This is a genomic window from Geobacter hydrogenophilus (assembly GCF_018501225.1).
Classification (GTDB): Bacteria; Desulfobacterota; Desulfuromonadia; order Geobacterales; family Geobacteraceae; genus Geobacter; species Geobacter hydrogenophilus.
On record NZ_JAHCZI010000005.1, the window covers coordinates 160,584 to 184,693 of the forward strand.

Consider the following 24,110-nt stretch of genomic DNA (forward strand, 5'->3'; position numbering starts at 1 on the left):
GATAATTGAGGGATTAACAACGAGAAACTGACACCGGCGCTAAGCGGAATCACTCAAGGTACGGGACCGTACCAGAGAAGCGCCTTCGTAGGCATGAAGAGCGTTTTTCCCTTTGACCAGCGTGGCCAGGTCTCCCTTGATGACGGAAAGTTGATCCCGTGCCAGGGCAACGACCAGCGAATCGGTTTCCAGGATCTTTTTGATGAGATCCTCCCGCGAACGCCTGAAGTCCTCTAGCAGAGCCCACTCCTTTGCGCTCATATCCCCCTGCTGGCACTTCATCAGCCTGTCAAGGGCATGAAAACGCTCCAAGATGACCTCGCGCCTCCGGAGCGTTTCCTCGAATTCATCGTTGGTGGAGGTGTCGAAATTTTTGAGGAGGCTTAACGCCTCCTCGAGTAATTGTCTCAATAGAGCCTCAGCTTCGGAAGCAAGCTTTGACTGTTCTGAAAAATCCATGAGTTAAACCGCTGCCTGCGCCGGCATCCGCAGTTCAGGTGCGCCGCCCGCCACACGCTCCTTGCGCCAGATGTCGACTGCCTCGGCCCACGTATCCCGCAGAATCGTGAGAATTCTGAGCGCATTGTCCAGGGACTTCACGGAGTTATTGACATTGGCAGCTGTATACTCATCAATGATGTAGATATAGAGCTGCTCCAACCGCTGCGATATTTCGCCCCCCACGTCATGGTTCAGGGTATTCATCAGCTCGGTGACGATCGCCAGCCCTTTGCCTATGAATTTCGCCTTCCCGGCCACGTCCCCCTGCTCCATCCTCTCCCGGGCAATGCGCGTGAAGTTAATGGCCCCATCGTAGAGCATCAGGAGAATCTTCTCCGGTGTTGCCGTGGTTATCTGGGTGTCCTGGTATTGATTGAACGCTGTTACCATTTGTTGTAAACCTCCTGGCTGGAGCCGAACTTCTTCGAATGCTGCTAGCTGCCCATAATGGAGCCGCTGATGGCACTGAGGAGACTGTTCCCCTGACTGCTCAGCCTGCTGATCATGCTCTCCATGGCAGAGAATTTTTGCTTGAGAACCGCTTCACGCTGCACCATGCGGTCTTCCATGGAGTCAATCTGCTTGTCGATATCCGTGATGGATTTGTTGAGCCCGTAAATCCTGCTCTCGATGAGGCCGTTGTTCGTTGACCCCTCGGCGTAGCTGTGGGTAACCCGGTCAAGAACCAGGTTAAACTGCTGGGCAAGTCCGTACTGATTGTCCGCCAGGCCCGTCTTGTCGCCGTTGTGGGTAAAGAGATCGACGACTCCGTCAAAATTGCTCTTCAGGGCATCCGCAAGTTTGGATGAATCCACGGACAGGTTACCTGTTTTCGAGTCGGTGGTAATGCCGATCGACGCAAGAGTCTTGAACGCACCGCTCGCTCCGGAAACGGAGGTGGTGACCAACCGCTGCAACTGGCTCTGGACGGTGCGCAGGGTAGCGTCTCCCGAGAGGGCGCCGGTTGTCTTGCCGGTGGAATCATAGACCGACTGTTTGTTGATGAGCGTCACGGCATCGTTGAATTCCTTGACGAAGTCATTGATTTTTTTGGTTACGTCATCCGTGTCATTGGAGACGGTAACCGAGGTGGTTGCCCCTTCCTTGAGGAGGCTAAACGTGACACCCGGCAGAACATCGGTGACGGTGTTGGACGTGCGCGTGATGGTCACGCCGTCGACCTTGAAGCTGGCCGGGGTTCCGGCCTGGTAGGTCGGATCACCGACGCCGAGAAGCGTCGGCGCCAGGGCGCCGGTACCGCCGGCCGGCGGTACTGCGAGGCCGCTGAAGTCAACGGTGTAATTCTTGGTATCCTTGCCGGTAACGACCAGACGGTACGGCGTGCCGGACCCATCGTTGATGATGGAGGCAGTGACATTGGCCCCCGACTCGTTGATGGCCGTCACAATCCCGTTGAGGGAGTTCTGCCCCTCGGCGATATTCACCGTTTTGACAGTCCCTGTTCCGTCATCAATAGTGAATGAACCGGTATTGAAGGTAAGTGATGAATTGCTGGCATAGCCGATGGAAACCTGGCGCTGGGAGCGGGCAAGGGCGGTCACCTCGACCGTGTGGACCCCCTCCATGGCGGTGCTCGACGCCGATGCCGTCAGGACGGAACTGTCGCCTACATCCGTCTTGAGCCCCTTGAAGGTGGAGCTGGTCTTGATGCTCTGAGCCGACTTCTGGAGCTCGGACAAGGAGTCCTTGATCTGCTTGTACAGGTCGATCTGGCTCTGGAGCTTTTTCTGTTTTGTCTGGAGGAGTCGTTCGGGCGCGCGCTCCAGGTACATAAGCTGCGTGATCATCGACTGGGTATCGATGCCGCTTGCCAATCCGCTGAAATTAATGTCTGCCATGACCAGTTCCTCCTCTGTGTGGCTCTGCAATTACGGTACCATTCACCGGCATGCAGAGTCTCAAGGCTCCATCCCTGGAATGCCATCGGGAATCACATCTCTTCTACTAAGAATATCGGCATGAACGTCAAAAACTTGAATTAAATCTTGCGGCCAGAATGTCAAAAAAGGGGGGGAGGCCGAAGCCTCCCCCCCATTATCATCAATTATACTGCCCGTTGTTACCGCAGGAGCTGCAGGGCGTTTTGCGGCAGCTGGTTTGCCTGGGCCAGGATGGCGGTGCCGGCCTGGGTCAGGATGTTGCCGCGGGTAAGCGTTGCGGACTCGGAGGCCACGTCTACGTCGCGGATCCGGGACTCGGCGGCCGAGGTGTTCTCCACCGAAACCTGGAGGTTGGCGATGACCGACTGGAACCGGTTCTGGGCGGCACCGAGGCTTGCGCGCTGCTGGGAGACCGTCTGGATGGCGGTATCGAGGGTGTCGAGCATCGCCTGAGCCAGAGTAGAGGTGTTGACGGCGGTGTTGACGGTCAGGGTAGCGGCATCCATCGCCTGGAGGGAGACGGCGATCCGGTCGTTGGCAGCGACGTTTTTGACACCAACCTGAATGTCAACGGTTTTTGCGGCAGCAAGAAGGCTGATGCCGTTGAACTGGGTCGCGTTGGCGATACGGGTGATCTCGGAAGCGAGGCGGCCGAATTCGCTGTTGATGTACGAACGCTGAGCAGAGGAAAGGGTGCCGCTCGCGCCCTGGGTTGACAGTTCGCGCATACGGCCCAGGATGTTGCTCACCTCGTTCAGGGCGCCTTCAGCTACCTGCACCATGGAGACACCGTCGTTGGCGTTGCGGACGGCCTGGTTCATGGAGCGGATGTCTGCCCGCATCCCCTCGGAGATGGCGAGACCGGCGGCGTCATCGGCGGCGCTGTTGATCCGGAGACCGGAAGAGAGGCGCTGGAGTGACTTGTTGAGGCCAACCTGGGTCAGGTTGAGGTTACGTTGGGCGTTCAGGGCGGCTACGTTAGTGTTGACTGTGAGTCCCATTTTTTGAATCCTCCGTGAGTTTGTTTTGGGGTTTCCGTACCCCTTTAGTTATGGTATCGACGGGGGAAAAGAAAACTTTAGAAAAAATTTTAGAAAATAATTACGTGTCATCTTACCCATCGAATCTTGCGGCCAGAATACAAAAAAAGAGGGGAGGCCGAAGCCTCCCCCATTACCATCATTGTACTGTCTTTTGTTACCGCAGGAGCTGCAGGGCGTTTTGCGGCAGCTGGTTTGCCTGGGCCAGGATGGCGGTGCCGGCCTGGGTCAGGATGTTGCCGCGGGTAAGCGTTGCGGACTCGGCGGCCACGTCTACGTCGCGGATCCGGGACTCGGCGGCCGAGGTGTTCTCCACCGAAACCTGGAGGTTGGCGATGACCGACTGGAACCGGTTCTGGGCGGCACCGAGGCTTGCGCGCTGCTGGGAGACCGTCTGGATGGCGGTATCGAGGGTGTCGAGCATCGCCTGAGCCAGAGTAGAGGTGTTGACGGCGGTGTTGACGGTCAGGGTAGCGGCATCCATCGCCTGGAGGGAGACGGCGATCCGGTCGTTGGCAGCGACGTTTTTGACACCAACCTGAATGTCAATGGTTTTTGCGGCAGCAAGGAGGCTGATGCCGTTGAACTGGGTCGCATTGGCGATACGGGTGATTTCAGAAGCGAGGCGGCCGAATTCACTGTTGATGTACGAACGCTGAGCAGAGGAAAGGGTGCCGCTCGCGCCCTGGGTTGACAGTTCGCGCATACGGCCCAGGATGTTGCTCACCTCGTTCAGGGCGCCTTCAGCTACCTGCACCATGGAGACACCGTCGTTGGCGTTGCGGACGGCCTGGTTCATGGAACGGATGTCTGCCCGCATCCCCTCGGAGATGGCGAGACCGGCGGCGTCATCGGCGGCGCTGTTGATCCGGAGACCGGAAGAGAGGCGCTGGAGTGACTTGTTGAGGCCAACCTGGGTCAGGTTGAGGTTACGTTGGGCGTTCAGGGCGGCTACGTTAGTGTTGACTGTGAGTCCCATTTTTTGAATCCTCCGTGAGTTTGTTTTGGGGTTTCCGTACCCCTTTAATGTGTGCGCTCGGTCAATCCCGTCATGTTCCGCCTGGGCCCCGGCGATGGCCGGCGGGATTCCTTGCGCTTGCTGCCTTTAGTTAAGGTATCGGCGGGTGCGGAAAAAACTTTAGAAAAAAATTTCGTAACACCTTATTTTTGCGAAACAAAGCCTTCCGATTGTGACGGAAGGCTCTCATTACAGCACGTTAGCCGGCAAAAAAACTTAGGGGGCACAACAGGCGCCTGCATTTTTATCGGCTTCAGCCGCTCCGAAGAGGGGATGCCTGGTCGGAAACCTGCTCCCTTCGAGGACAATCTGTTTCGCGAGCATCCGCGCGGGATTGAGCACAATCGGCCCCTGGAGGTTGACCGTGATGGCGGCGGGATCGGAGGCGAGCGTCACCACGAGAAGGACGATAACCTCCGTTTTATTGTCGAGGGCCAGCCGCTCATATTCATCAGAGGTGAGGGAAACAGCGTAGTCGGGAAAGGTCTCTCGGGCATCCACCACGACGAAGGCAAGATCGGGGTTGTCGAGGGACTGGAGCCAGCAGAACGGCGCGTGCCGCTCGGGATTGATGAGCGTGAAGCGGGTCTCGGCAAAGCCCGGCATCCCATCGGGGAGGGTAATTATCTTGTCGTCGTTGACTTCTATCTGTCCAAATCGGGAAGTTGCTATGTTCACGTCGGTCACTCCTTCTGGCCTGCGGCGAAATTGACAGCCTGCTCAAGATCGTCAAGGTTCCAGGTGGCGGCAATCTGGTTTTCCTTCTGAACCTTGAGGTATATCTCCTCCCGGTAGATGCGCATGTCGCCCGGCGCTTCGATGCCGAGCCGCACCTGGTTTCCCTTCATCTCCACCACCTTGATCCTGATCTGGTCGCCGATGGTGATCGTCTCGCCCATTTTTCTCGTTAGAACCAACATATGCCCTCCTGGCGCTCCCTCTCTTACCTGAGGTAGTCGAGAAGCGAAACCTGAGAAATCTTCGCCGAAGCCGCCATGGCCGCGTCGAAAGCCGTCTGCTGCTTGGACAGATCGCTGATGACCTGCATGAGGTCCACGTCTTGTTTATCAGACATGATCTTGGTGATGCTGAACTTCATTTCTTCGATGACGCCATTGGCCGCATCAAGGCGGTTTCTCCTGGCGCCGATATCGGTGCGGAAGGAAAGAACCTGGGACAGTCCGTTATCGAGCTCATCCAACTGCGCCCGTGCGGTCGTCATGTCGTTGGTGCTCAAGGCGGTGGCAAGATTATCAAACATGGCGACGATATCGGTACCGGTGCTCCCCGGCGGGTTCCCTCCCCGGAGGAGATCAGCGCCCGAGTAGTTGATCTGGACCGGGGCGCCCCGATCCACCTCTACCATGATGGCATCGTCGGTGCCGAGAAAGTTGCCGGAGGTATCGAATGCCACCGTGTCGTTCTTGAATCCGCCGAAGATGTACTTGCCGTTGATCTGGGTGTTGCCCAGCAATATGAACTGCTGCTTCAGCTGGTTCAGCTCGTTGATGCCGGCGGTGACAGCATCAGGGTTATTGGTGCCGGTAACCATTTGGAGGGCAAGCTCCTTGGTCCGGGTAATGACGTTCCCCATCTCGGACATGGCCGACTCTCCCATGGTGAGCCACGCGATGCCGTTGGAGATGTTCCTGCCGTACTGGTCTCCGGCGGCCACCCGTGCCTTGAGGTTGAGTAGCTGCTGGGCCGTCACCGGGTCGTCGCTCGGCTGGCTCACCTTGATCCCCGTGGAGGCCTGCTGCTGGAGATCCTCCGTCCTTCTGCGGATCACCTGCAGGTTGTTCGTCACAAGGTTTGCCGTGGTGTTCTGGGTTACGCGCATGGGTTGTTTCTCCGTTCCCGCACTCGGACGTTCCCGCTAGCGGATGAGGCCGAGGACCGTATCCAGCATCTCGGTGCCGACGTTGATCAGCTTTGCGGCGCCTTCGTAGGCCTTCTGGTACTTGATGAGGTTGGCCAGTTCCTCGTCCAGGGATACCCCCGACTGGGATTCCCGCAGGTTTTCAAGCTGCTTCATGATCCCTTCGCTCAGGGTTGATTTCCGTTCGGAATCCTGCACGGCGACGCCAACCTTGCCCACCAGGGAGTTGTAGAAGCCTTCCATCGTCATGGTGCCGCCGGAGGTGGCAAGCACCTTGTCGTAGATGCCGGCGATGGCCCTGGCGTTCAGGTTGTTGCCGGTCCCCCCCGTAGCGGGATCGGTATTGGCCGCAGCGATATCGGCGGTTTTCGTGATGGCGAGGTCAATCCCCCCGAGGCCGCTGTAGCCGGCCGTGGCTGCCGGAGCGGTGAAGAAATCAAGCCCCGTGGAACTATTGAGACCGAAGCCTGCAGAATGGAGGCTGTTGACTTCCGTCGCCAGTGTAGATGCCAGTTCGTCCAGATCGGACAGGAAACCGTTGACCAGGGAATCGCGCACCTGGAGGGTACCTCCCAAGGTCCCCTGGGTGTTGCCGGGGCCGCCGGCGATGGTGCTGATATCGACAGAGGTGTTCCCCCCGGGGGAAGCGGCCATGATCTTGTAGAAGCCGTTATTGGCGGCATCGGGCTCAAGGGAGAGCGTGGCGGCCTTATTGCCGAGCACCAGCGGTTGGCCAAGGGTGAGGCTGACGTTGATGGAGCCGTCGGTGTCCTCCAGGTAGGTGATCCCCACTTTTTCGGAGAGTTGCCGCACCAGCAGGTCCCGCTGGTCGCGCAGCTCGTTGGCCCGGGCGCCGCGGATCTCGATCATCTTGATCTGATCGTTGAGGGAGGCAATCCGGGTCAGGTCATTGTTGATATCAGAGGTGATCCCCTCAAGAGACTGGTTCGATTCGCGCTTGATGTCGGTAAGGTAGCTATTGATCCGGTGGAACTGATCCACAAGCTGCTGGGCCCGGGCCAGAACCGCTTGCCGCTCGGGCTGCCCCTGGGGGTTAGCGGTCAGGTCCTGCCATGAGCTGAAGAACTCCTGCATCGACTTGCCGAGACCATCGGCGGTGAACTCGTTGAAGAGCTGCTCGGCCCGCTTCATGGCGTTGAGGACCGTGGAGCTCCAGCCGCTGGTAGAGCCTTCGGTCTTGAGTTGTGTCTGGAGGAAATCATCGTAGGCCCGCTGGATCTCCGCCACCTTCACCCCGGTCCCGAGGGGAAATTCGCGCTCCTCGGTCACGATGCCGGTCTGGAAGACAGTGGTCTGACGCGAGTAGCCGGGGGTATTGACGTTGGTGATATTCTCGCTCGTCACTTCGAGTGCGAGCCGCTGGGCGAGGATACCGCTCTTGCCGATGTCGAGGAGGCTCTGTATGGCCATGGGTCAGATCTCCCTGCGGAGTAAACTTGAGTTGGTGCCCCGCTCCACCATCTGCCCGGAGCCGCCATAGGTCTCGGAAACGGTGAAACGGCTCTGGAAAAAGGCGAGGGACCGGTTGATGGTGGTAAGGGAACTCCCCAGGAAGCGCCGGTTCTCGTCCACCAGTTGCCGGATCTCAGCGGCAAGGGTCGCAATGGTCTTCTGCAGAGCGGTGAGTTCAGCCTGTTCGTCTGGGGTGCACCGGCCGATGATGGGGGTAAGGGTGGCATTGGCCGGCAGCCCGAGCCGCTCCGCTTCCCCGGTCATCAACTGTCGGCAGTTACTGTCGAGTACTTCCATGGCGGCAGCCACCTCAAGCTTGCGCGATGTCGCCTCGTGGAGCCGCTCGGTATCGCAGCCGATGATCGCCTCCCGTTCCCGGGCCAAAAGCTGGACCATCTCCTCCATGCTCGCCCTGCGGGCGTGGAGCACATCCACCAGATTCGTCATGCCTTGCGACATTTGTCTCCTCCGTCGTCCTAGCGGAACAGGGCCAGCATCTTGCTGGCGACAAGCCGGCTGTCGACCCCGTAGGTTCCGCCGGCCACCTGCTGCCTCAGGGCAGCCACCCGGTCGGCGCGAACAGTTTCCTCCGCCGGGGCGATCTGCTTCAACCGCTCCACCTGCACCTTGCCGAGGGAGAGTTCAACCCGGTCGGATGATTGAACCGCTCCGGCGGCAGGAGCCTGCGTCGGCGCGGGCTGCTTCTCCACGGCCGCAGCACGCGCGGCAGCCGTGCTGGAAAAGGATACGACATCGTTGATTGCTGTCATTTATTCTCTTTACCTTTCAGAACCGTAATCGGCGCTTTTTCGCTGCGGGGCGCCGGCTCCCGCACAAGCTGCTTCTCGATCATGGCGGCAAGCCCGATCCCCCCCTGGCTCGTGGCGATGGCAGTGGCATATTCCTGATCGAGCATCGACTGGAACATCTCCTCCCCCTTGCCGCCGCCGGTGAGTTTGTCCTTCCCCACGGTGTCGCGCATCGACTTGAGCATCATGCCGACGAACATGGCCTCGAACTCCTGGGCCACCTTGCGGGCGGCCTTGGCGCTGTTCCCCCGGGCTGCCAGTTGCCGGGCACGGGAGGCGTCGGTTTCCTGGGCGAGGGTATCGGGAGGCATGGAGGTCTGCATACTCTTCCTTTCGGCGAAATCCGCGGAAACTTGAGCGAAAAAATGCGAGGCACGGGTCCTCGCATTCTTCACAGCATGTTGCATGCCAAAGAACCTGCGACTGATTCTATATGACTTCCACCTCGGCCTGCATGGCGCCGGCGGCCCTGATTGCCTGAAGGATGCCGATCAGGTCCCGGGGAGTCACACCGAGAGCGTTCAACGCCCGGACCACCTCGCCAATACTGGCTCCCTCCTTCATCACGGCGAGCCCGCCGCCCCCCTCGTTCACCTTGATCTCCGTGCGGGGGACCACGACCGTTTCGCCGGTCCTGCTGAAGGATGCAGGCTGAGAGACTTTGGGGCTCTCCTTGATGTAGAGGGTGAGGTTCCCGTGGGAAACCGCCACTGTCGATATTCTGACATTATCGCCAATAACGATGGTTCCGGTTCGCTCGTTGAGAACCACCTTGGCCAAGGCATCGGGGCGCACTTCAAGCCGTTCCATCTCGGCCACAAACTCCACGACCCGTCCCTGGTAGGCCTCAGGGAGGGTCATCATGACCGCGCCGGGGTCGGTGGCCGCGGCCGCACCCTTGAAACGCCCGTTCACCGCCTGGGCGATGCGGGTGGCTGTGGTGAAATCGGGCTGGTGGAGATTGAGGCGGAGCTGTCCCCGGTCGGCCAGCACGTTGGGGAGTTCCAACTCGACCAGGGCGCCGTTGGTGACGCGCCCGGCGGTTGGGTGGTTTTTCTGGGCCGATGCCGCCTGCCCTCCGTAGGAGAACGAGTTGGTCAGGACAGCCCCCTGGGCCACGGCATAGACGCGGCCGTCGGCCCCCTTGAGGGGAGTCATGAGGAGGGTGCCGCCAGCGATGCTCTTGGCGTCGCCCATGGACGACACGAGGGTGTCGATCCGGGTTCCCTGCTTGGAGAACGGGGGGAGGTTGGCGGTCACCATGACGGCGGCCACGTTCTTCACGGTGATGTCGTTGCGGTTCACCGTGACCCCCATCCGCTCCAGCACGTTCGCCAAGGTCTGGACCGGGAAGTTGGTCTGATCGCTGTCGCCGGTGCCGTTGAGCCCCACCACGAGGCCATAGCCGATGAGCTGGTTCTCCCGCACCCCGTCGAAGCTGGCAATATCCTTGATCCGGACCGCCAGGGCCATCTGGGGGAGGGCCAGCAAAAGAGCTGCTATGCAGATGATTCGTTTAAGCATGGTTTTTCTTCCGCTCCCAAAAATGCCGGTTCCGGAAGTGTGATTTTTTCGCAAGGTCAAGGCGGCCAAGGAATTCCGCGGAGGCGTACCCGTCGGTACGCCGCACAAGGAAATTCCGCAGGCCAACGCAGAGATTGCGGAAAAGGCGCACTTCCTTCCACTAGAAGGGCCAGATATAATCCAAAATGTTCATCAACCACCCAGGCCGCTGCCGGTCACTGATGACCCCCTCGCCGGTGTAGGTTATGCGGGCATCGGCGATGAGGCTGGAGTTGACCGTGTTGTCCGGGGAAACGTCCCGGGGGCGCACGGTCCCCTGGAGGATGATGATCTGGTCCTCGTTGTTCACCTTCACGTTGCGCCTCCCCTCGATGAGGAAGTTGCCGTTGGGGAGGACGTCGATAATCTTGGCGCTCATGGTGGCCACAAGGTTTTCCTTCCGGGTGGTGGCGCCGCTTCCCCCGAAGGTTGAACTGGTGCTGGCCCCCAGGAGATTGCCGAGATCGGCGCCCGTCAGCTTGCCCAGGATCAGCTTCTGCTTCTCAAGCCCCATCATGTAGGGAATGCTTGCCGAAATGCTTGCGTCGCGGTTCGTGTCCGTGGTGGCCTGCTTGCTGGCGCTGGCGTTCTCTACGATCACCACGGTGATGATGTCACCCTTCCTGCGGGCCTTGTGGTCCTCGGCAAGCCCCGCCGACGCCGCCTGCCAGATGGAGCCGTTGGCATAGGTGGGCTGGGGTGCGGGGAGCTGCTCATCGAAGGAAGGGGTTCTCACTTCCGCCTTCTCGATGGCGCAGCCTGCCAGGGTGAGACAAAGTATTGACACTGCCAATCGGTTCACTGACGTACTCCTAAAAGTCTACCTGAACAGTTCCCGCGTCTATCACCCGCGCCGGCACTTCCTTGAGGGAACCGAGGTTCTGGACCATGACGATATCCCCCTCGGCCCCGTTACTCCTGGCCTTGCCGGTGGCGGTGAGACGCATGGCCTGGTTCTCGACGAGGATGGTGACGAGTTGGCCGCTCTTGACCAAGGGAACCTTTTCGAGCTGGTCTCCCCGCAGCGGCATATTGGCGCGCACCGGCATCCGGGCTCGCTTGCCGATCACCTCGTCCGCGCTCCGGTAGACCCGCCCCGTGAGGGTCGAGATGTCGCGCCGCTGCACCGTCACATCGTTCGGGCCGATCACATCGCCCCGCTCCAGTGCCCGCAGCACGACCACCGTGTCGCCAAGGGCCTCCACCTCCACGGGAACGGAGATGTTCCGCTCCACCCGGTCGTTCACCCGGACGATGACGGCCAGGTTCGCCTTCCCCCACCCTTCCCACCGGTTCGGGGCAGCCACTTCGAAACTGACCTCGCCGGCGGGGACCTTCAGGTCCCCCTGAAAGCCGATCCGCTTCAGGGTTGTTTCCATGCCGAGGCCTTCGGTCTTCTGCCGAACGAATTCGGCGACGGCCTCTTTCACCCGGGCATTGGGGATTGTCTGGGTAGCCGGGGAGGCCATGGCGGTCGAAACCAGAACCACTGCGAGAATGAGTACCGCTATTACCTGTTTCATCTCACATCCTGTGTCCCCTCACCCCCAGCCCCTCTCCCATGGGGAGAGGGGCTGGGGGTGAGGGGTATCGCGTCAGCGACGCTTCTTACCGCTTGAGGCTGTTGGCCGTCTGGAGCATCTCGTCGGCGGTCTGGACCGCCTTGGAGTTCACCTCGTAGGCCCGCTGCCCCGTGATCATATTTACCATCTCTTCCATGACGCTCACGTTGCTCATCTCCAGAAAGCCCTGAGCGGTGGTGCCAAGGCCGTTCTGGCCCGGCGTGCCGGTGGTGGCATTGCCCGAGGAGTCGGACTCCTGGAAGAGGTTCTTGCCAATGGCCAGGAGCCCCGACGGGTTGGAGAACATGGCCAGCTGGATATTTCCCACGTTGGTGGGGCTCTTCTGGCCCGCTTGGGACACGGAGACGGTCCCGTCATTGCCGACATTGATGGCCGTGGCGTTGTTGGGAATGACGATTTCGGGGATCAGGGGATAGCCGTCAGAATTGACCACCCGTCCCTGGCTGTCGCGCTTGAAGGCGCCGGAGCGGCTGTAGGTGGTGGTGCCGTCGGGCATCTGGATCTGGAAGAAGCCGTCCCCCTCGATGGCCATGTCCAGCTCGTTGCCGGTCTGGTTGATGTTGCCGATGGTGAAGATCTTGGTGACCGCCGCCAGCTTGGCGCCGAGGCCGATCTGGATACCGGACGGCACCTGCGTGGTGTTGGTGGAGGGGGACCCGGTGGTCTTCATGTTCTGGTACATGAGATCCTGGAAGTCGGCCCGACTCTTCTTGAACCCCGCGGTGTTGACGTTGGCCAGGTTGTTAGCGACGACATCGATGTTCGTCTGCTGGGCCTGCATCCCTGAGGCCGCCGTCCACAGTGCTCTGATCATGTTTTTCTCCTTGTATTGTTTCCGTGTACCCTGTAGGGGCGCATTGCATGCGCCCTGAGCGGACGCAGCCCGCCCCTACGAATTACCGATCCCCGGTCCCGGGTCCCTAGATTTTGCCGATTTCATTGGCTGCCTTGCCGGTCAAGTCGTCGTAGGCCTTGACCACCTTGGAACACATCTCGAAGTAGCGGTTCGTCTCGATGAGCTGCACCATCTCCTGGACGGTGTTCACGTTGGACTCCTCAATGGCCCCCTGCTTGACCTTCTCACCGGTCACCGGATTGGGCGTTGCCTGGGGGTCGGCCGGCACAAAGAGCCCGCCGCCGAGCTTCTGGAGGGCATAGGGCTTGGGGAAATCGACCACCTCCAGCCGTCCCACCTGGCTTCCGTCCACGAAGATCTCGCCCCGTCCGTTGATGTCCACCTTTCCTCCAGCAATAACGATGCCGCCGGCCACCTGGGCGCCGTCGGCGGTCACGAGGCGGCCGGTCGAATCGAGGCGGAAATTCCCCTGGCGGGTGTAGGCCCGTTGGCCGTCGGCCGTGGTGACGGCGAAGAATCCGTCGCCATCGATGGCGAGATCGAAGGTGTTGCCGGTCTGCCTCACGGAACCGGGAGAGTAGTCGGTGAAGAAAGTGGTCTCCGCGAAGACCGGCGCATCGGTGCCGCCGCCGGGACGGGGCTGGGCACCCACTGTCTGGAGCATGCTCTCGAAGGTCATCCGGTCTTTCTTGAAGCCGGGGGTGTTGACGTTGGCCAGGTTGTTGGACAGCACATCGAGCCGTTTCATGGCCGCGACGTTCCCCGTGAGTGCCGAATAGATGCCGCTGTTCATGGTTTCACCTCATGTTCTTCATCTTCGCCCGCAGACGGACGATGGCCTGGCTGTGGAGCTGGGAGATGCGCGATTCGGACAGATCCAGTACCGCGCCGATCTCCTTCAGGTTCAGTTCCTCGTAGTAGTAAAACGTGATCACGAGCCGCTCTTTCTCGGGGAGCCCCTCAATGGCCTCGGTGAGCGTATCGAGCATCTGCCGGGCCATGAGCTGGCTCTGGGGATTCTCGACCCCCTTGTCCTCCAGGATATCCAGAAGCCCGAAGGGGCTGCCGTCCTCGTCCTCCCACGATTCGTCGAGACTCACGAAGGAGAGGAGGTGAATCTCCTCCAGCATCTGGTGGTAGTCGTCCACGCTGATTTCTAGGGACTTGGCCACCTCTTCACTCGTGGGGTTGCGGCCGAGCCGGTGCTCCAGCATCACGAACTCCCGCTCCAGCTTCTTGAACTTGTCCCGCAGGGACCGGGTGAGCCAGTCCTGGGAACGGAGCTCGTCGATGATGGTCCCCCTGATCCGCTGCTCGGCAAAGGTCTTGAACTGGACCCCCCGGGATGGGTCGAACCGCTCGGCGGCGGTAATGAGACCGATAACGGCGGCGCTCATGAGATCGTCCTGGTCCAGATGTGGAGGTAATTGGGTTGCGATCCGTCCCACCAGGAATTTCACCAGGGGGAGATGGGTGACAATCAGCTCGTCGCGGGACTGGGCCGACGAACGCTGAGCCTCCTGCTCGTATGCCTTTACCAGACAGTTCATAGATTCTCCATTTCGGCCTCGGCGCCGAGGAATCTCCTGAAAAAGAACTGCACGTTTCCCTTGAGCCGCCGCTCGCCGCCGTTTTCCAAAATCCGCCGGGCCAGGGTGGTGAAACAGCCGGCGGCGGGGGAGTCGGGCGAGAGCTCGATGACCGGCTTCTGGCTCTTGACCGCCTCAAGGATGGCGTCGTCCCGCAGGACGCACCCCAGATAGTCCAGGGAGATGTCAAGAAACCGGCTTGTCACGTTGGAGAGCTTGGCGAAGACCTGGAGGGCGTCGTCGGTATCCCGGGCCATGTTGACGAGCACCTTGAAGTAGCGCTCGGAATGCCGCGTGGCCAGAAGCTTGATGAGGGCGTAGACATCGGTGATGGAAGTGGGCTCCGGCGTGACCACCACCACGATCTCCTGGGAGGCGGTGTTGAAGTAGGCCACGTTGTCGGAGATTCCCGCCTCGGTATCGACGATGAGGATGTCGAAATCCTCCTCCAGGGCATCGAGTTCTTCCATGATTTTGACCCGTTCCTGGAGCCCCAGAGAGGTGAAATCGGGGAGCCCCGACCCGGCCGGGATGATCCGAATGCCGCCAGGGCCTTCCACAATGATCTCCTCCAGCCGTTTCTTCCCGGAGAACACGTCGTTCAGGGTCCAGTCAGGAGTCAGTCCAAGGAGAACGTCGATGTTGCCAAGCCCCAGGTCCGCGTCGATGACCAGGACCTTTTTCCCTCGACTGGCCAGGGCCAGGGCCAGGTTGACGACGACATTGCTCTTGCCGACCCCCCCCTTGCCGCTGGTCACGGAGATGACCCTGATTCCCTTCTGGTTCTGGCCGTCGTGGGCACGAGTCGCCGTGGCCTTGCGCTTCTTGCTTACGGAGGTGGCCAGTTGCCGCAGGCTGTCGGCCTGGTCTCCCGTGGTCGCTGTCAGGTTCATTCCTTGATCTCCCCCAGGACAAGCCCGGCGACCCTGCCGGGCGTTGCTATTTCCAGATCCTCGGGCACCCGTTGCCCGGTGGTGAAGTACGAGAGCGGGAACTTGGTCCGCAGGTGGGCGTTGACGATGGTGCCGTAGCTCTCGCTCTCGTCTAGTTTGGTGAAAATGACGCGGGAGATGGGAAGGATGCCGAACCGCTCCACCACCTCCAGGATCTCCCGGTCACGGGTGGTGGCCGCGAGACAGAGGTGAATCTCGATGGCGAACCGCGACTCCAGGAAACCCTTCAGTTCTTCGATCTTCTCGTTATCCTTGTGGCTTCGACCTGCCGTGTCGATGAGGATCAGCTCCTTGTCGGAGTGGAGCTCGATGGCCGCCTCCAGTTCCGCCGGCGTCGATGCCACCTCCACCGGAACCCCCATGATGCGGGAGTAGGTCTTAAGCTGTTCCACGGCGCCGACCCGGAAATTGTCGATGGTGATGAGGGCGGCCCGGTGATTCTCCCGCAGGGCGTAGTGGGCTGCCAGCTTGGCGATGGTGGTGGTCTTGCCGACCCCGGTGGGCCCCACCAGGGCGACGATCCGCGGGCTGTTCTTCTTGAAGGCCACGGGTCCGGCACATTTGATGACGGAGGTGAAGGCATTGGGAAGGAATGAGCGGAGCGCCTCCACGGTCCCCCCCTTCTTGGCCTCGGGCTCCACCTGCTCCATGACCGCCCGCACCGCGCCACGCTCCAGCCCTTTGCGGTGCAGCTCGCTCATGATGACGCGAAGCGTCCCCCTGAAGCCCCCCTTGCCGCCGTCGGCCGGAGCCGCCGCGGGCTTCGCGAGAACTTCAGCCTTCTCGGCGGGGGTTACCCCTTCGCCGGCCTCTTTTGCAGCCAGGGTCTTGAAGAGGAGCTTCTTCATCTCCTCCAGATCCTGCTTCTGGATCGTCTTCGGCACGGAGTCGGCGGGGGCCGACGGGACGACCGTCTCCACCACGGGAGCGGCAGGCACAGCCTGGGACGCTGCCTGGGCCTTGGCGGCCGCCTCCCTGCGGGTGAGCACCTCGACCCGCTCCCGCAGGTCCTTCAGCTCCCGGGCCAGGGGAGCCAGCATGGAGCTTTCCATCATCTCCTTGGCAGAGACGTTCTCTTCCTGGGCCTCCCGGTACGGATTGGGCGCCGGCTGCCGAGGCTTCATCTCGATGCCGGCGGTCACCTGCACCACCTCTTTGGAGAAAAACCCGAGGATCCCCCCCCGCTTCTCCTTCTTCGAGGAGATGATCATGGCATCCGGGCCAAGCTCTGCCTTGACTTTGCGGAGGGCTTCCGACATATCCACTGCTTCGAATGTTTTAACCAGCATTGAGCGTCACCACCCCTAACGATTGGATTTTGACGTTTGACGGAATCTCGTTGTGCGACAGCACCGCCAGGTTCGGGACGAACCGCTCGGTGAGCTTCTTCACGTGCCGCCGGATGGACGGCGACGCCAGAAGCGTCGGGTTGGTCCCCGCCTGGTTGAACTTCTCGATCTCCTGCCTGATGCCGGAGAGAATCACCTGGGCAGTGTTCGGCTCAATGGCCAGATAGCTCCCCTGCTCCGACGGCTGGATCCCCTCGGCCACGATCTCTTCCACCCGGCGGTCGAGGCTGATGATGCAGAGGGTCTCGTCGTCCCGCTTGTACTGGTCGACGATGTAGCGCCCCAGGGCCTGGCGGGTGAACTCGGTGAGCATCTCCGGGTCCTTGGTGAGCCCACCGTAGTCGGCCAGGGTCTCCAGGATCGTCCGGAGGTCCCGGATCGAGACTCCCTCGCGCAGGAGGTTCTTGATGACTCGGAGCACTGTCCCCAGGTTGAGGAGGTTCGGAACCAGTTCGTCCACCACCTTGGGGAAGCTGGACGACAGGTTGTCCAGAAGCTGCTGGAGCTCCTGGCGCCCCACCATCTCGTGGGCGTGCTTCTTGATGATCTCACTGATGTGGGTGGCGATGATCGTGGTGCTGTCCACCACGGTGTAGCCGTAGAGCTGGGCCTGCTCCTTCACCTCGGGCCTGATCCAGATGGCCGGCAGGCCGAAGACCGGCTCCGTGGTCCGCACCCCTTCCACCTGGGCGGCAACGGCGCCGGAATCCATGGCCAGGTACTGGCCGGCCAACTCGCCTCCCCCCACCTTGGCCCCCTTGATGAGGACGTTGTACTCGTGGGGCTTCAGCTGCAGGTTGTCGTGGATGTGGATCGGTGGCACCACGAATCCCATTTTCTGGGCGTACTGGCGGCGGATGGAGCGGATCCGCTCCAGGAGTTCACCCTCCTGGGCCGCATCCACCATGGGGACCAGCCCGTATCCCACCTCAAGCTCCAGCATGTCCAGGGGACGGATCGCCGCCTGCTCTCCCGCTTCCCCCGCCTCGGCTGCGGCAGGAAGAGCCGCCAGTTCCTCTTCCATCACCTGGGGAGCTTCCTTGGCCATGCGCCCACCCATGTAAGCCAGCCCCGAGAGGAGGAAGAAGGCGAAGTGGGGAAGCCCCGGGATGAGGCCGAAGGCGAAGAGAACCCCGGAGGAGACGTAGAAGGCCTTGGGATAGTTGAGGAACTGCCCCGTGATCTCGTGGCCGAAGTTCTTCTCGTCGGCGGAACGGGTCACGATGATGCCGGCTGCAGTGGAGATGACAAGGGCCGGAATCTGGGCCACGAGCCCCTCGCCGATGGTCAGGAGCGTATAATTTGACAGGGCCGCTTCGAGGGACATCCCGTTCTGCCAGACGCCGATGATGAACCCGCCGATGATGTTAACCAGCATGATGAGGATGCCGGCAATGGCGTCCCCCCGCACGAACTTGCTGGCACCGTCCATGGAGCCGTAGAAGTCGGCCTCCCGCGACACCCGTGAGCGGCGGCGGCGGGCCTCCTTCTCGTTGATGAGCCCCGAGGAGAGGTCGGCGTCGATGGCCATCTGCTTGCCGGGCATGGCGTCCAGGGTAAAGCGGGCCGCCACCTCTGCCACCCGGCCGGCGCCCTTGGTGATGACCGTAAAGTTGATGATGACGAGGATTAGGAAGATGACCGCCCCCACCACGAAGTTTCCGCCGACCACGAATTGGCCGAAGGCCTTGATCACGTGCCCCGCGGCCTCGGTCCCCTCGTTGCCGTGGAGGAGGATGAGCCGCGTGCTGGCAACATTCAGGGCGAGGCGGTAGAGGGTCGTGACGAGGAGTACCGACGGGAAGACGGAGAAATCCAGGGGTTGCTGGGTATAGAGGGCCACCAGGAGGATCGCCAGGGCGATGGTGATGTTTGCGGCGAGGAAGATATCGAGCAGGATCGCCGGCAGCGGCACGATCATCAGGGCCAAGACGCCGATGAGCGCCACGGCCATGTAGATGTCCGAGTTGCTTTTTGCTGGCTGAAGATCCACAGCTCCGGCCGCCGGGTGTGCCATAGGGTAAAATCTCCTTGAAAATTCAAGCCCTTTTTGGGCGCACCCGTAAATGTGCAACCGTTGTGCCAGATAGAGAGGGAGAAATGTGGGTAAACCGTGGAGAAAGTACTGCCGGTAGCGGAGGGAAATGCCTAAAGAATTGCGCGGTCGTGCCGATAAGACCCATAGCAGGTCATAAGTACGGCATTTTGAAATGTATCGGTCAAGGTTTTGACGGGGAGAGAACGACTGCGGACAACGCCGAATCAGATAGTGGTGAAATAGTCAGCCAGACGAGCCTTGAACATGTCAAACACTTCTTCCAGATTGTCGATTCCTTCCACCATTCGCTCCCAGTCCACCTGAAACCCGTAACTGTGATGAACGATATGTCTGAACTTGCGGTAGGGAGCAAGGGCACGGGCCAACGAATCTTCGAAAAGAACCGGCAGGGGCTGGCGCGAGGGAGCACAAAACCAGCGAAACAGCTCAGAATGCCATGTGGCGCCTGACGGCAACTCAATTGCGTGGAATCTGCAGACTCGCTTGAGGATGTTCTCGACTCCCCCGTAAAACTGGGCAAGGAACGCCGCCGCAGCCGTTTTCTCCCGAACCGTTGCCTCGCGTTCAGCCACGTCCCGGCGTAAGGCAAAAAGCTCGCTGCAGACACCTTCCATCAACTCAAGCTCAATAGAGATCTCTTCCCTCAACTCATCGGCAGTCACAGCAGCACCCGCCCCCTCTTCTCAACGAGTTGCGTAAAGCGGTTCGGGGGGCTCAACGGCACGACATCGAACGGGGTCTGGAGCTCATCCTCGAGCCGTGCGGCAAGCTCATAGAGCTTCCAACCTTCAATGCCGTCACAGGCGATGTCGATATCACGCGCTCCCTCGGGGTTTTCGACGGCGCTGCCGAAAAGGATAACCCTTGTGGCACCGTAGGATTGCGCCATTTCCTTAATTCTCTCGTAGTGCTCCTGCCTGATAGCCATGACAATCCCTTTTTTCCTGAGTGAAGAGCCGATTTGATTATACCGGAGTAGTTATGAAGCGCAATGCAAAGCATCCAGTACCTCTCTCCGTCAATAATACTCCTCCCCATACTCCGGCACCTCGTCTAGGTATCCCGGAATCCCCTCAAGATGGGCAATGGCTTTCTCTACGGAAGCGATGAGCCGCTCCCGGTCCTTGGGATAGCTCCCTGCAAGCTCCAGGAAATTGGAGACGTGATTGGAGCGGAGAATGGTCCGCTGGGGGGAGAGGTGCGTCAACAGCTCCCGGGCCTCGGCCAGCAGTTCCCGGCGGGTGCACTGGTCCAGGGTGTCGATGAACTCCTCATTGTGGCGGCGGAAGAGGGTGAGGAGCGAGAAAAACTCGGGATTCACCCGGTTCACCCAGGCGGCCGTGGCCCGCGCATGATCGAGACTCCGCCCCCGGCCCGCCACTCCCAGGATGGCCGTAACCGACAGCTTCATCCCCGCTTCCCGGGCCTTGCACGCCTCCTGCGCCATTTTCTCCGCCGTAAAGCCCTTGTTCACCGCCGCAAGCGTCGCGTCATCCCCCGACTCCAGCCCGAAGTAGACGATCCGCAGCCGCTTCTCCCGTAGCACCCGCAATTCATCCACACTCTTGGTGGTGAGGCTGTTGGGCGAGGCGTAGGAGGCGACCCGCGCGAGGTTCGGAAACGTGGCGGCAAGCCGGTCGAGAATGGCGCACAGCCCCCCGAAGGGGTAGACCAGGGCATCGCCGTCGGCCAGAAAGACCCTATCCACATGGAGACGGTACCGGGCCGGGATGCCGTCGATCTCTGCGAAAACCTCTTCCACCGGCTTCAGAGCAAAGCGCTTCGTTTTGTACATGCCGCAGTAGGCGCAGTGGTTCTGGGAGCAGCCGATGGTGATCTGGAAGATCAGGCTGCGGGCCTCGCTGGGGGGACGGAAGACGGGTTCGATGTAGGTGGGCATGGTGGGGTCCTTAACCAATAGCTTCAGTGCAGAGTCAATTACTCTCTACTTTATTCACTCAACAGGGGGTGAAAGTCAACTGTCCACCACTTGCTGAGCAAAATACAGGAAGTGATGCATGTACAGACCTTGCCAACCTTTCAGGAACTTCCCTCTGTGCGCCCGGGAATTATCGGCAAAATCGGGTAAAATGGTAAAATAACTGGAAGCAATCCGCGGACGGTCACGGCTGCAGGGAGGTGGCGATGAGTCTCAAGGGAAAGACAGCGATCGTAACCGGCGCAGGGCGAGGTCTCGGTCGCGCTTCGGCTATGGCGCTGGCGCGGGAGGGTGCCGATCTGGTGATCATGAGCAGAACCCCCAAGGAACTGGAGGAGACCGCGACGCTCGTCATGGAAGCGGGGGGAACGGTGGTGATCCAGGAGGGTGACGTGGCGAACCCCGCAGACGTCCGGCGGGTGGTGGAGACCGCGGTCGAGACGTTCGAAACGGTCGACATCCTCATGAACAATGCGGCAGTCATCGGCCCGGTCCGCACCCTCCATCAGGTGGCTCCGGAGGAGTGGGCGTACGCCATGGCCGTCAATCTCACCGGCCCCTGGCTCTTTGCCCGGGAGGTCGTCCCCCACATGATCCGCCAGGAGCGGGGGAAAATCATCAACGTCGTCTCGGGGCTGGGCGAGATCGTCATTTCCCCCTTCGGGGCCTACGCCATCGCCAAGGCGGGGCTCATCCACATGACGCGCTACCTGGCCGAGGAGTTGAAGGTCCACAACATCCAGGTAAACGGCCTCAACCCGGCGGTGATGGATACCCGGATGCAGGAGGATATCCGCGGCCTCGGGCCGGCGGTTCTTGGTCCCGATGTCTTCGCCGACTTCACGGCCATGAAGGATCGGAAAGAGCTTCTCCCGCCCGAACGGGTGGCGCGGCTGGCGGTCTTCCTCGCCTCCGAGGCGTCTGACCGGGTAACGGGAGAAAACGGGACCGAGAGCCATTTCCGCACGTTCGGCTACCGGTATTAGGTAGGGTAACGAAACACGAAGGATGCGGATAATGGCCGCACAGGAGGTCACGCCGATGAAACCGACCGAAGAGATGCTGAGAAGAATGGAAGCCGCCTTTGAACGGGAGCCCCGGATCAATCTCCACGCCTATCCCCTTCAGATGGAGATCGACGACGGGATATTGACCCTTGAGGGAGTAACGGAGAGCGTGGCGGCCAAGAAACTTGCCCTGGAACTGGCCGCCGCAGAGCCAGGCGTGGCTGGGATCGTGGACCGGCTGAGGGTGGAGCCTGCCGAGACCATGGAGGACGCGGATATCCGCAACCACGTCTGCGATGCCTTCGTCCAGGAGCCGGCCTTCGCCGACTACGCCATCCGTGCCTTTTCCTTCGGTACCTGGGAAACGGTGCGCAGTGCCCCGCGGGAGCCGACCGGGGTCATGGAGGTGGAGGTGGCCGATGGCATTGTCACCCTGAACGGCACCGTCGGGAGCCTTTCCCACAAGCGCCTGGCCGGGGTCCTGGCCTGGTGGGTGCCGGGGAGCCGCGACGTGGTGAACGGGTTGGAGGTCTCCCCACCCGAGGAGGACAACGACGACGAGGTGATCGACGCCGTCCGTCTTGTCCTGGAGAAGGACCCCTTCGTCAACGCCTCCCAGATCCGGGTAAGCTGCCGCGATTGCGTCGTCACCCTGGAGGGGGTGGTGCCCAAGCCGAAGGAGAAGGAGATGGCCGAGGCCGATACGTGGTACGTCTTCGGGGTGGACCGGGTGGTGAACAGGCTGGAGGTGCGGGAATAGAGCTCCTACCCGCCAAGGGCTCGTCGATACTCCCGTCTGAGCCGCTCGGCGTCGGCGCTGGCGATGACATCCCACGGCAGCATCTCGTCGAGGGGAATGGTCCGGTGGACCAGGAGGTCGGTGTCGACGGGAAATTCCCGGGCCGCCCGCTTCCAGCTCTCCAGCTCTGCGGCGCGGAGGAGAAAACTGGATAGCCGCCGGTCCCCCCGGGAGAGAAGGGCCTGGAGCCAAGCGTCCTTGGGGCTCTCGGCGATGAGCCGCACGTTGGAGAGCTTCCCGACCGCCTGCTGGAGGTACTTGAGCTTTTTCTCAAGCGAGGGGATCTCCTCCATGCCGCACCACTGGAACGGGGTGAACGGCTTGGGGACAAAGGGGTTCACGGAAAGGATGATCTCACCGAGCCGCTTGTTTTTCCGCGCCGCGGCAATGACCCGCTCGCGGATCTTCCCCATGAGGATGGCCATCTCCTCCAGATCGTCCATGGTCTCGGCGGGGAGGCCGATGATGAAGTAGAGCTTCAGGTTCAGGATGTCGTGGCCGATGAGGAGATCGCAGGCGGCTAGGATCTGCTCCTCGGTCAGGTTCTTGTTGATGAGGTCCCGTATCCGCTGGCTCCCCCCCTCGGGGGCCAGGGCCACGGTCTTGTGGCCGCTCGCCTTGAGCACCTCGATCATTCCCTCGTCGAGGCGGTCGATTCGCAGCGACGACACCGACACTGTCCCACCCTCCGCCAGGATGTGCCGGCACAGTTCACCGATCTCCCGAAAATCCGACACAGCCGCCCCCACAAGCCCGATCTTGCGCCGGTGGCTAAGCCCTTCGGCGACGGCGGTCTTCACGGCATCGAAGGAGCGCTGCCGGTAGGGATGGTAGATGAAGCCGGCGGCGCAGAAGCGGCATCCCCGCCCGCACCCCCGGGAGACCTCCACGAGATACATGTCGGAAAACTCGGTGCCGGGCGTCAAAATCTCGGACACGGTGGCCCGCCCGTCGGGCTCGGCCATCCAGATGCGCTTCACCTGCTCCGGCGCCCCGTCCTTCGCCTCCCGCGACAGCAGGCAGGCGCCGTCGTACTCCGTCGCGTAGAGAGACGGCACGTAGATACCGGGAAGTTCCGCCACTCCTGCAAGAAACGTTGCGCGGTCGCCAATCCCCTCGGCGCGGATGCAGTCCAGAAGCGCCGGCAGGATCGCCTCCCCCTCCCCCACGACAATGAGGTCCAGGAAATCAGCCACCGGCTCCGGGTTGAGAAAGAGGGCCGCCCCGCCCCCCATGATAAGGGGATGGGCCCCAGTCCGCTCCGCCACCAGGGCCGGGATGCCGGCCAGGTCGAAGATGACGGGGATGTTTAGGTAGTCGCTCTCGAAGGAAACCGAGAAGGCAATAATATCAAAGGAGGAAAGGGGTTCCTGGGACTCCAGGGAGAGGAGCCGGGTGCCGCTGCGGCGGTATTCCCGCAGGTCGTCCTGATCGGGGAGGAAAGCCCGTTCGCAGAGGATGTCGGGCTCGGCGTTTAGCAGTGCATGGACCGCCTGGAAGCCGAGGTTGCTCATGGCCACGGCGTAGCGGTTGGGATAGACGAGGCAGACGGTCAGTTTCCCGCCACGCCGTTTGGGTGAACTCCCCTCTTCCTGGGCCAGGATCCGGCGATATTTTTCAATAATTTTCCACGACATTGACAGAAGGTATCACGGAGGAAGAGGTTTCAGAAAGGGGAAAAAGGCCCGGCCCCCCTGGAGGGGGTAAGTGGGGAGCCGGGAAATTGAAATTGAAAGCAATGACTGAAACAAAGGGGGAAGGTGCGTGCCGCAGGGCCAAAGGGCCCCTACGG

The 24,110-nt window shown here is 61.0% G+C and carries 27 protein-coding genes; 2 read left to right on the forward strand and 25 right to left on the reverse strand.

Annotation, left to right across the window (positions count from 1 at the left end; all coding sequences use genetic code 11):
* Positions 1-39 precede the first annotated feature (39 nt).
* The 24 genes from KI811_RS10445 to KI811_RS10560 all read right to left on the reverse strand — a co-directional run bounded on the left by KI811_RS10445 (position 40) and on the right by KI811_RS10560 (position 20,473).
* Positions 40-411 (reverse strand): hypothetical protein, encoded by a 372-nt coding sequence (locus KI811_RS10445; protein WP_214186417.1) that lies wholly within the window; start codon positions 409-411, stop codon positions 40-42.
* A 51-nt stretch (positions 412-462) separates the two neighbouring features.
* Positions 463-891: a flagellar export chaperone FliS gene (fliS, locus tag KI811_RS10450; protein WP_214186418.1), complete on the reverse strand. Its 429-nt coding sequence runs from the start codon at positions 889-891 to the stop codon at positions 463-465.
* Positions 892-935: 44 nt separating this feature from the next.
* Positions 936-2,360, reverse strand: coding sequence for a flagellar filament capping protein FliD (gene fliD, locus KI811_RS10455; RefSeq protein WP_214186419.1), 1,425 nt, complete (start codon positions 2,358-2,360; stop codon positions 936-938).
* Between the two features lie 221 nt (positions 2,361-2,581).
* A complete protein-coding gene (locus tag KI811_RS10460) occupies positions 2,582-3,403 on the reverse strand; it encodes a flagellin N-terminal helical domain-containing protein (protein ID WP_214186420.1) in 822 nt (273 codons plus the stop codon).
* A 196-nt stretch (positions 3,404-3,599) separates the two neighbouring features.
* Positions 3,600-4,421, reverse strand: a complete 822-nt coding sequence (locus KI811_RS10465; protein WP_214186421.1) for a flagellin N-terminal helical domain-containing protein — start codon at positions 4,419-4,421, stop codon at positions 3,600-3,602.
* Positions 4,422-4,676: 255 nt separating this feature from the next.
* Complete coding sequence (locus KI811_RS10470) at positions 4,677-5,138, reverse strand: flagellar assembly protein FliW (RefSeq protein WP_214186422.1); 462 nt, start codon at positions 5,136-5,138, stop codon at positions 4,677-4,679.
* A gap of 5 nt (positions 5,139-5,143) precedes the next feature.
* Positions 5,144-5,380: a carbon storage regulator CsrA gene (gene csrA, locus KI811_RS10475; protein ID WP_214186423.1), complete on the reverse strand. Its 237-nt coding sequence runs from the start codon at positions 5,378-5,380 to the stop codon at positions 5,144-5,146.
* A 23-nt stretch (positions 5,381-5,403) separates the two neighbouring features.
* Positions 5,404-6,300, reverse strand: coding sequence for a flagellar hook-associated protein FlgL (flgL, locus tag KI811_RS10480; RefSeq protein WP_214186424.1), 897 nt, complete (start codon positions 6,298-6,300; stop codon positions 5,404-5,406).
* A 36-nt stretch (positions 6,301-6,336) separates the two neighbouring features.
* On the reverse strand, positions 6,337-7,770 hold the full coding sequence (gene flgK / locus KI811_RS10485) for a flagellar hook-associated protein FlgK (RefSeq protein ID WP_214186425.1): 1,434 nt from the start codon (positions 7,768-7,770) through the stop codon (positions 6,337-6,339).
* 3 nt (positions 7,771-7,773) lie between these two features.
* Positions 7,774-8,271 carry a flagellar protein FlgN gene (locus tag KI811_RS10490; protein ID WP_214186426.1) on the reverse strand — a complete coding sequence of 166 codons (498 nt, stop codon included), beginning with the start codon at positions 8,269-8,271 and terminating at the stop codon, positions 7,774-7,776.
* A gap of 17 nt (positions 8,272-8,288) precedes the next feature.
* Positions 8,289-8,582, reverse strand: a complete 294-nt coding sequence (flgM, locus tag KI811_RS10495) for a flagellar biosynthesis anti-sigma factor FlgM (RefSeq protein ID WP_214186427.1) — start codon at positions 8,580-8,582, stop codon at positions 8,289-8,291.
* On the reverse strand, positions 8,579-8,944 hold the full coding sequence (locus tag KI811_RS10500; RefSeq protein ID WP_214186428.1) for a rod-binding protein: 366 nt from the start codon (positions 8,942-8,944) through the stop codon (positions 8,579-8,581). The genes flgM and KI811_RS10500 overlap by 4 nt, the downstream gene beginning before the upstream one ends.
* Positions 8,945-9,050: 106 nt before the next feature.
* A complete protein-coding gene (locus KI811_RS10505; protein ID WP_214186429.1) occupies positions 9,051-10,145 on the reverse strand; it encodes a flagellar basal body P-ring protein FlgI in 1,095 nt (364 codons plus the stop codon).
* Between the two features lie 160 nt (positions 10,146-10,305).
* Positions 10,306-10,986, reverse strand: a complete 681-nt coding sequence (locus KI811_RS10510; RefSeq protein ID WP_214186430.1) for a flagellar basal body L-ring protein FlgH — start codon at positions 10,984-10,986, stop codon at positions 10,306-10,308.
* A gap of 10 nt (positions 10,987-10,996) precedes the next feature.
* Complete coding sequence (gene flgA, locus KI811_RS10515) at positions 10,997-11,707, reverse strand: flagellar basal body P-ring formation chaperone FlgA (protein WP_214186431.1); 711 nt, start codon at positions 11,705-11,707, stop codon at positions 10,997-10,999.
* A gap of 85 nt (positions 11,708-11,792) precedes the next feature.
* Complete coding sequence (gene flgG / locus KI811_RS10520) at positions 11,793-12,581, reverse strand: flagellar basal-body rod protein FlgG (protein ID WP_214186432.1); 789 nt, start codon at positions 12,579-12,581, stop codon at positions 11,793-11,795.
* 106 nt (positions 12,582-12,687) lie between these two features.
* The gene (flgF, locus tag KI811_RS10525; RefSeq protein WP_214186433.1) at positions 12,688-13,416 is read right to left on the reverse strand and encodes a flagellar basal-body rod protein FlgF; all 729 of its coding nucleotides are present in this window, start codon (positions 13,414-13,416) and stop codon (positions 12,688-12,690) included.
* Positions 13,417-13,420: 4 nt separating this feature from the next.
* Positions 13,421-14,173 carry a FliA/WhiG family RNA polymerase sigma factor gene (locus KI811_RS10530; RefSeq protein WP_214186434.1) on the reverse strand — a complete coding sequence of 251 codons (753 nt, stop codon included), beginning with the start codon at positions 14,171-14,173 and terminating at the stop codon, positions 13,421-13,423.
* Complete coding sequence (locus tag KI811_RS10535) at positions 14,170-15,105, reverse strand: MinD/ParA family protein (RefSeq protein WP_214186435.1); 936 nt, start codon at positions 15,103-15,105, stop codon at positions 14,170-14,172. The genes KI811_RS10530 and KI811_RS10535 overlap by 4 nt, the downstream gene beginning before the upstream one ends.
* The gene (flhF, locus tag KI811_RS10540; RefSeq protein ID WP_214186436.1) at positions 15,102-16,454 is read right to left on the reverse strand and encodes a flagellar biosynthesis GTPase FlhF; all 1,353 of its coding nucleotides are present in this window, start codon (positions 16,452-16,454) and stop codon (positions 15,102-15,104) included. The genes KI811_RS10535 and flhF overlap by 4 nt, the downstream gene beginning before the upstream one ends.
* Complete coding sequence (gene flhA / locus KI811_RS10545) at positions 16,444-18,531, reverse strand: flagellar biosynthesis protein FlhA (protein ID WP_214186437.1); 2,088 nt, start codon at positions 18,529-18,531, stop codon at positions 16,444-16,446. Before flhA ends, flhF begins: the two co-directional genes overlap by 11 nt.
* Positions 18,532-18,776: 245 nt before the next feature.
* On the reverse strand, positions 18,777-19,235 hold the full coding sequence (locus KI811_RS18635; protein ID WP_246551653.1) for a ribonuclease toxin HepT-like protein: 459 nt from the start codon (positions 19,233-19,235) through the stop codon (positions 18,777-18,779).
* Positions 19,232-19,501, reverse strand: a complete 270-nt coding sequence (locus tag KI811_RS10555; RefSeq protein WP_214186438.1) for a nucleotidyltransferase family protein — start codon at positions 19,499-19,501, stop codon at positions 19,232-19,234. The genes KI811_RS18635 and KI811_RS10555 overlap by 4 nt, the downstream gene beginning before the upstream one ends.
* 90 nt (positions 19,502-19,591) lie before the next feature.
* On the reverse strand, positions 19,592-20,473 hold the full coding sequence (locus KI811_RS10560) for a radical SAM protein (protein WP_214186439.1): 882 nt from the start codon (positions 20,471-20,473) through the stop codon (positions 19,592-19,594).
* Between the two features lie 245 nt (positions 20,474-20,718).
* Between KI811_RS10560 and KI811_RS10565 the strand changes: the two genes are divergently transcribed.
* Positions 20,719-21,498 (forward strand): SDR family NAD(P)-dependent oxidoreductase, encoded by a 780-nt coding sequence (locus KI811_RS10565; RefSeq protein ID WP_214186440.1) that lies wholly within the window; start codon positions 20,719-20,721, stop codon positions 21,496-21,498.
* Positions 21,499-21,553: 55 nt separating this feature from the next.
* On the forward strand, positions 21,554-22,279 hold the full coding sequence (locus KI811_RS10570) for a BON domain-containing protein (RefSeq protein ID WP_214186441.1): 726 nt from the start codon (positions 21,554-21,556) through the stop codon (positions 22,277-22,279).
* A 5-nt stretch (positions 22,280-22,284) separates the two neighbouring features.
* On the opposite strand, the gene KI811_RS10575 is transcribed toward KI811_RS10570, so the two are convergent.
* The gene (locus tag KI811_RS10575) at positions 22,285-23,955 is read right to left on the reverse strand and encodes a radical SAM protein (RefSeq protein ID WP_214186442.1); all 1,671 of its coding nucleotides are present in this window, start codon (positions 23,953-23,955) and stop codon (positions 22,285-22,287) included.
* Positions 23,956-24,110 lie beyond the last annotated feature (155 nt).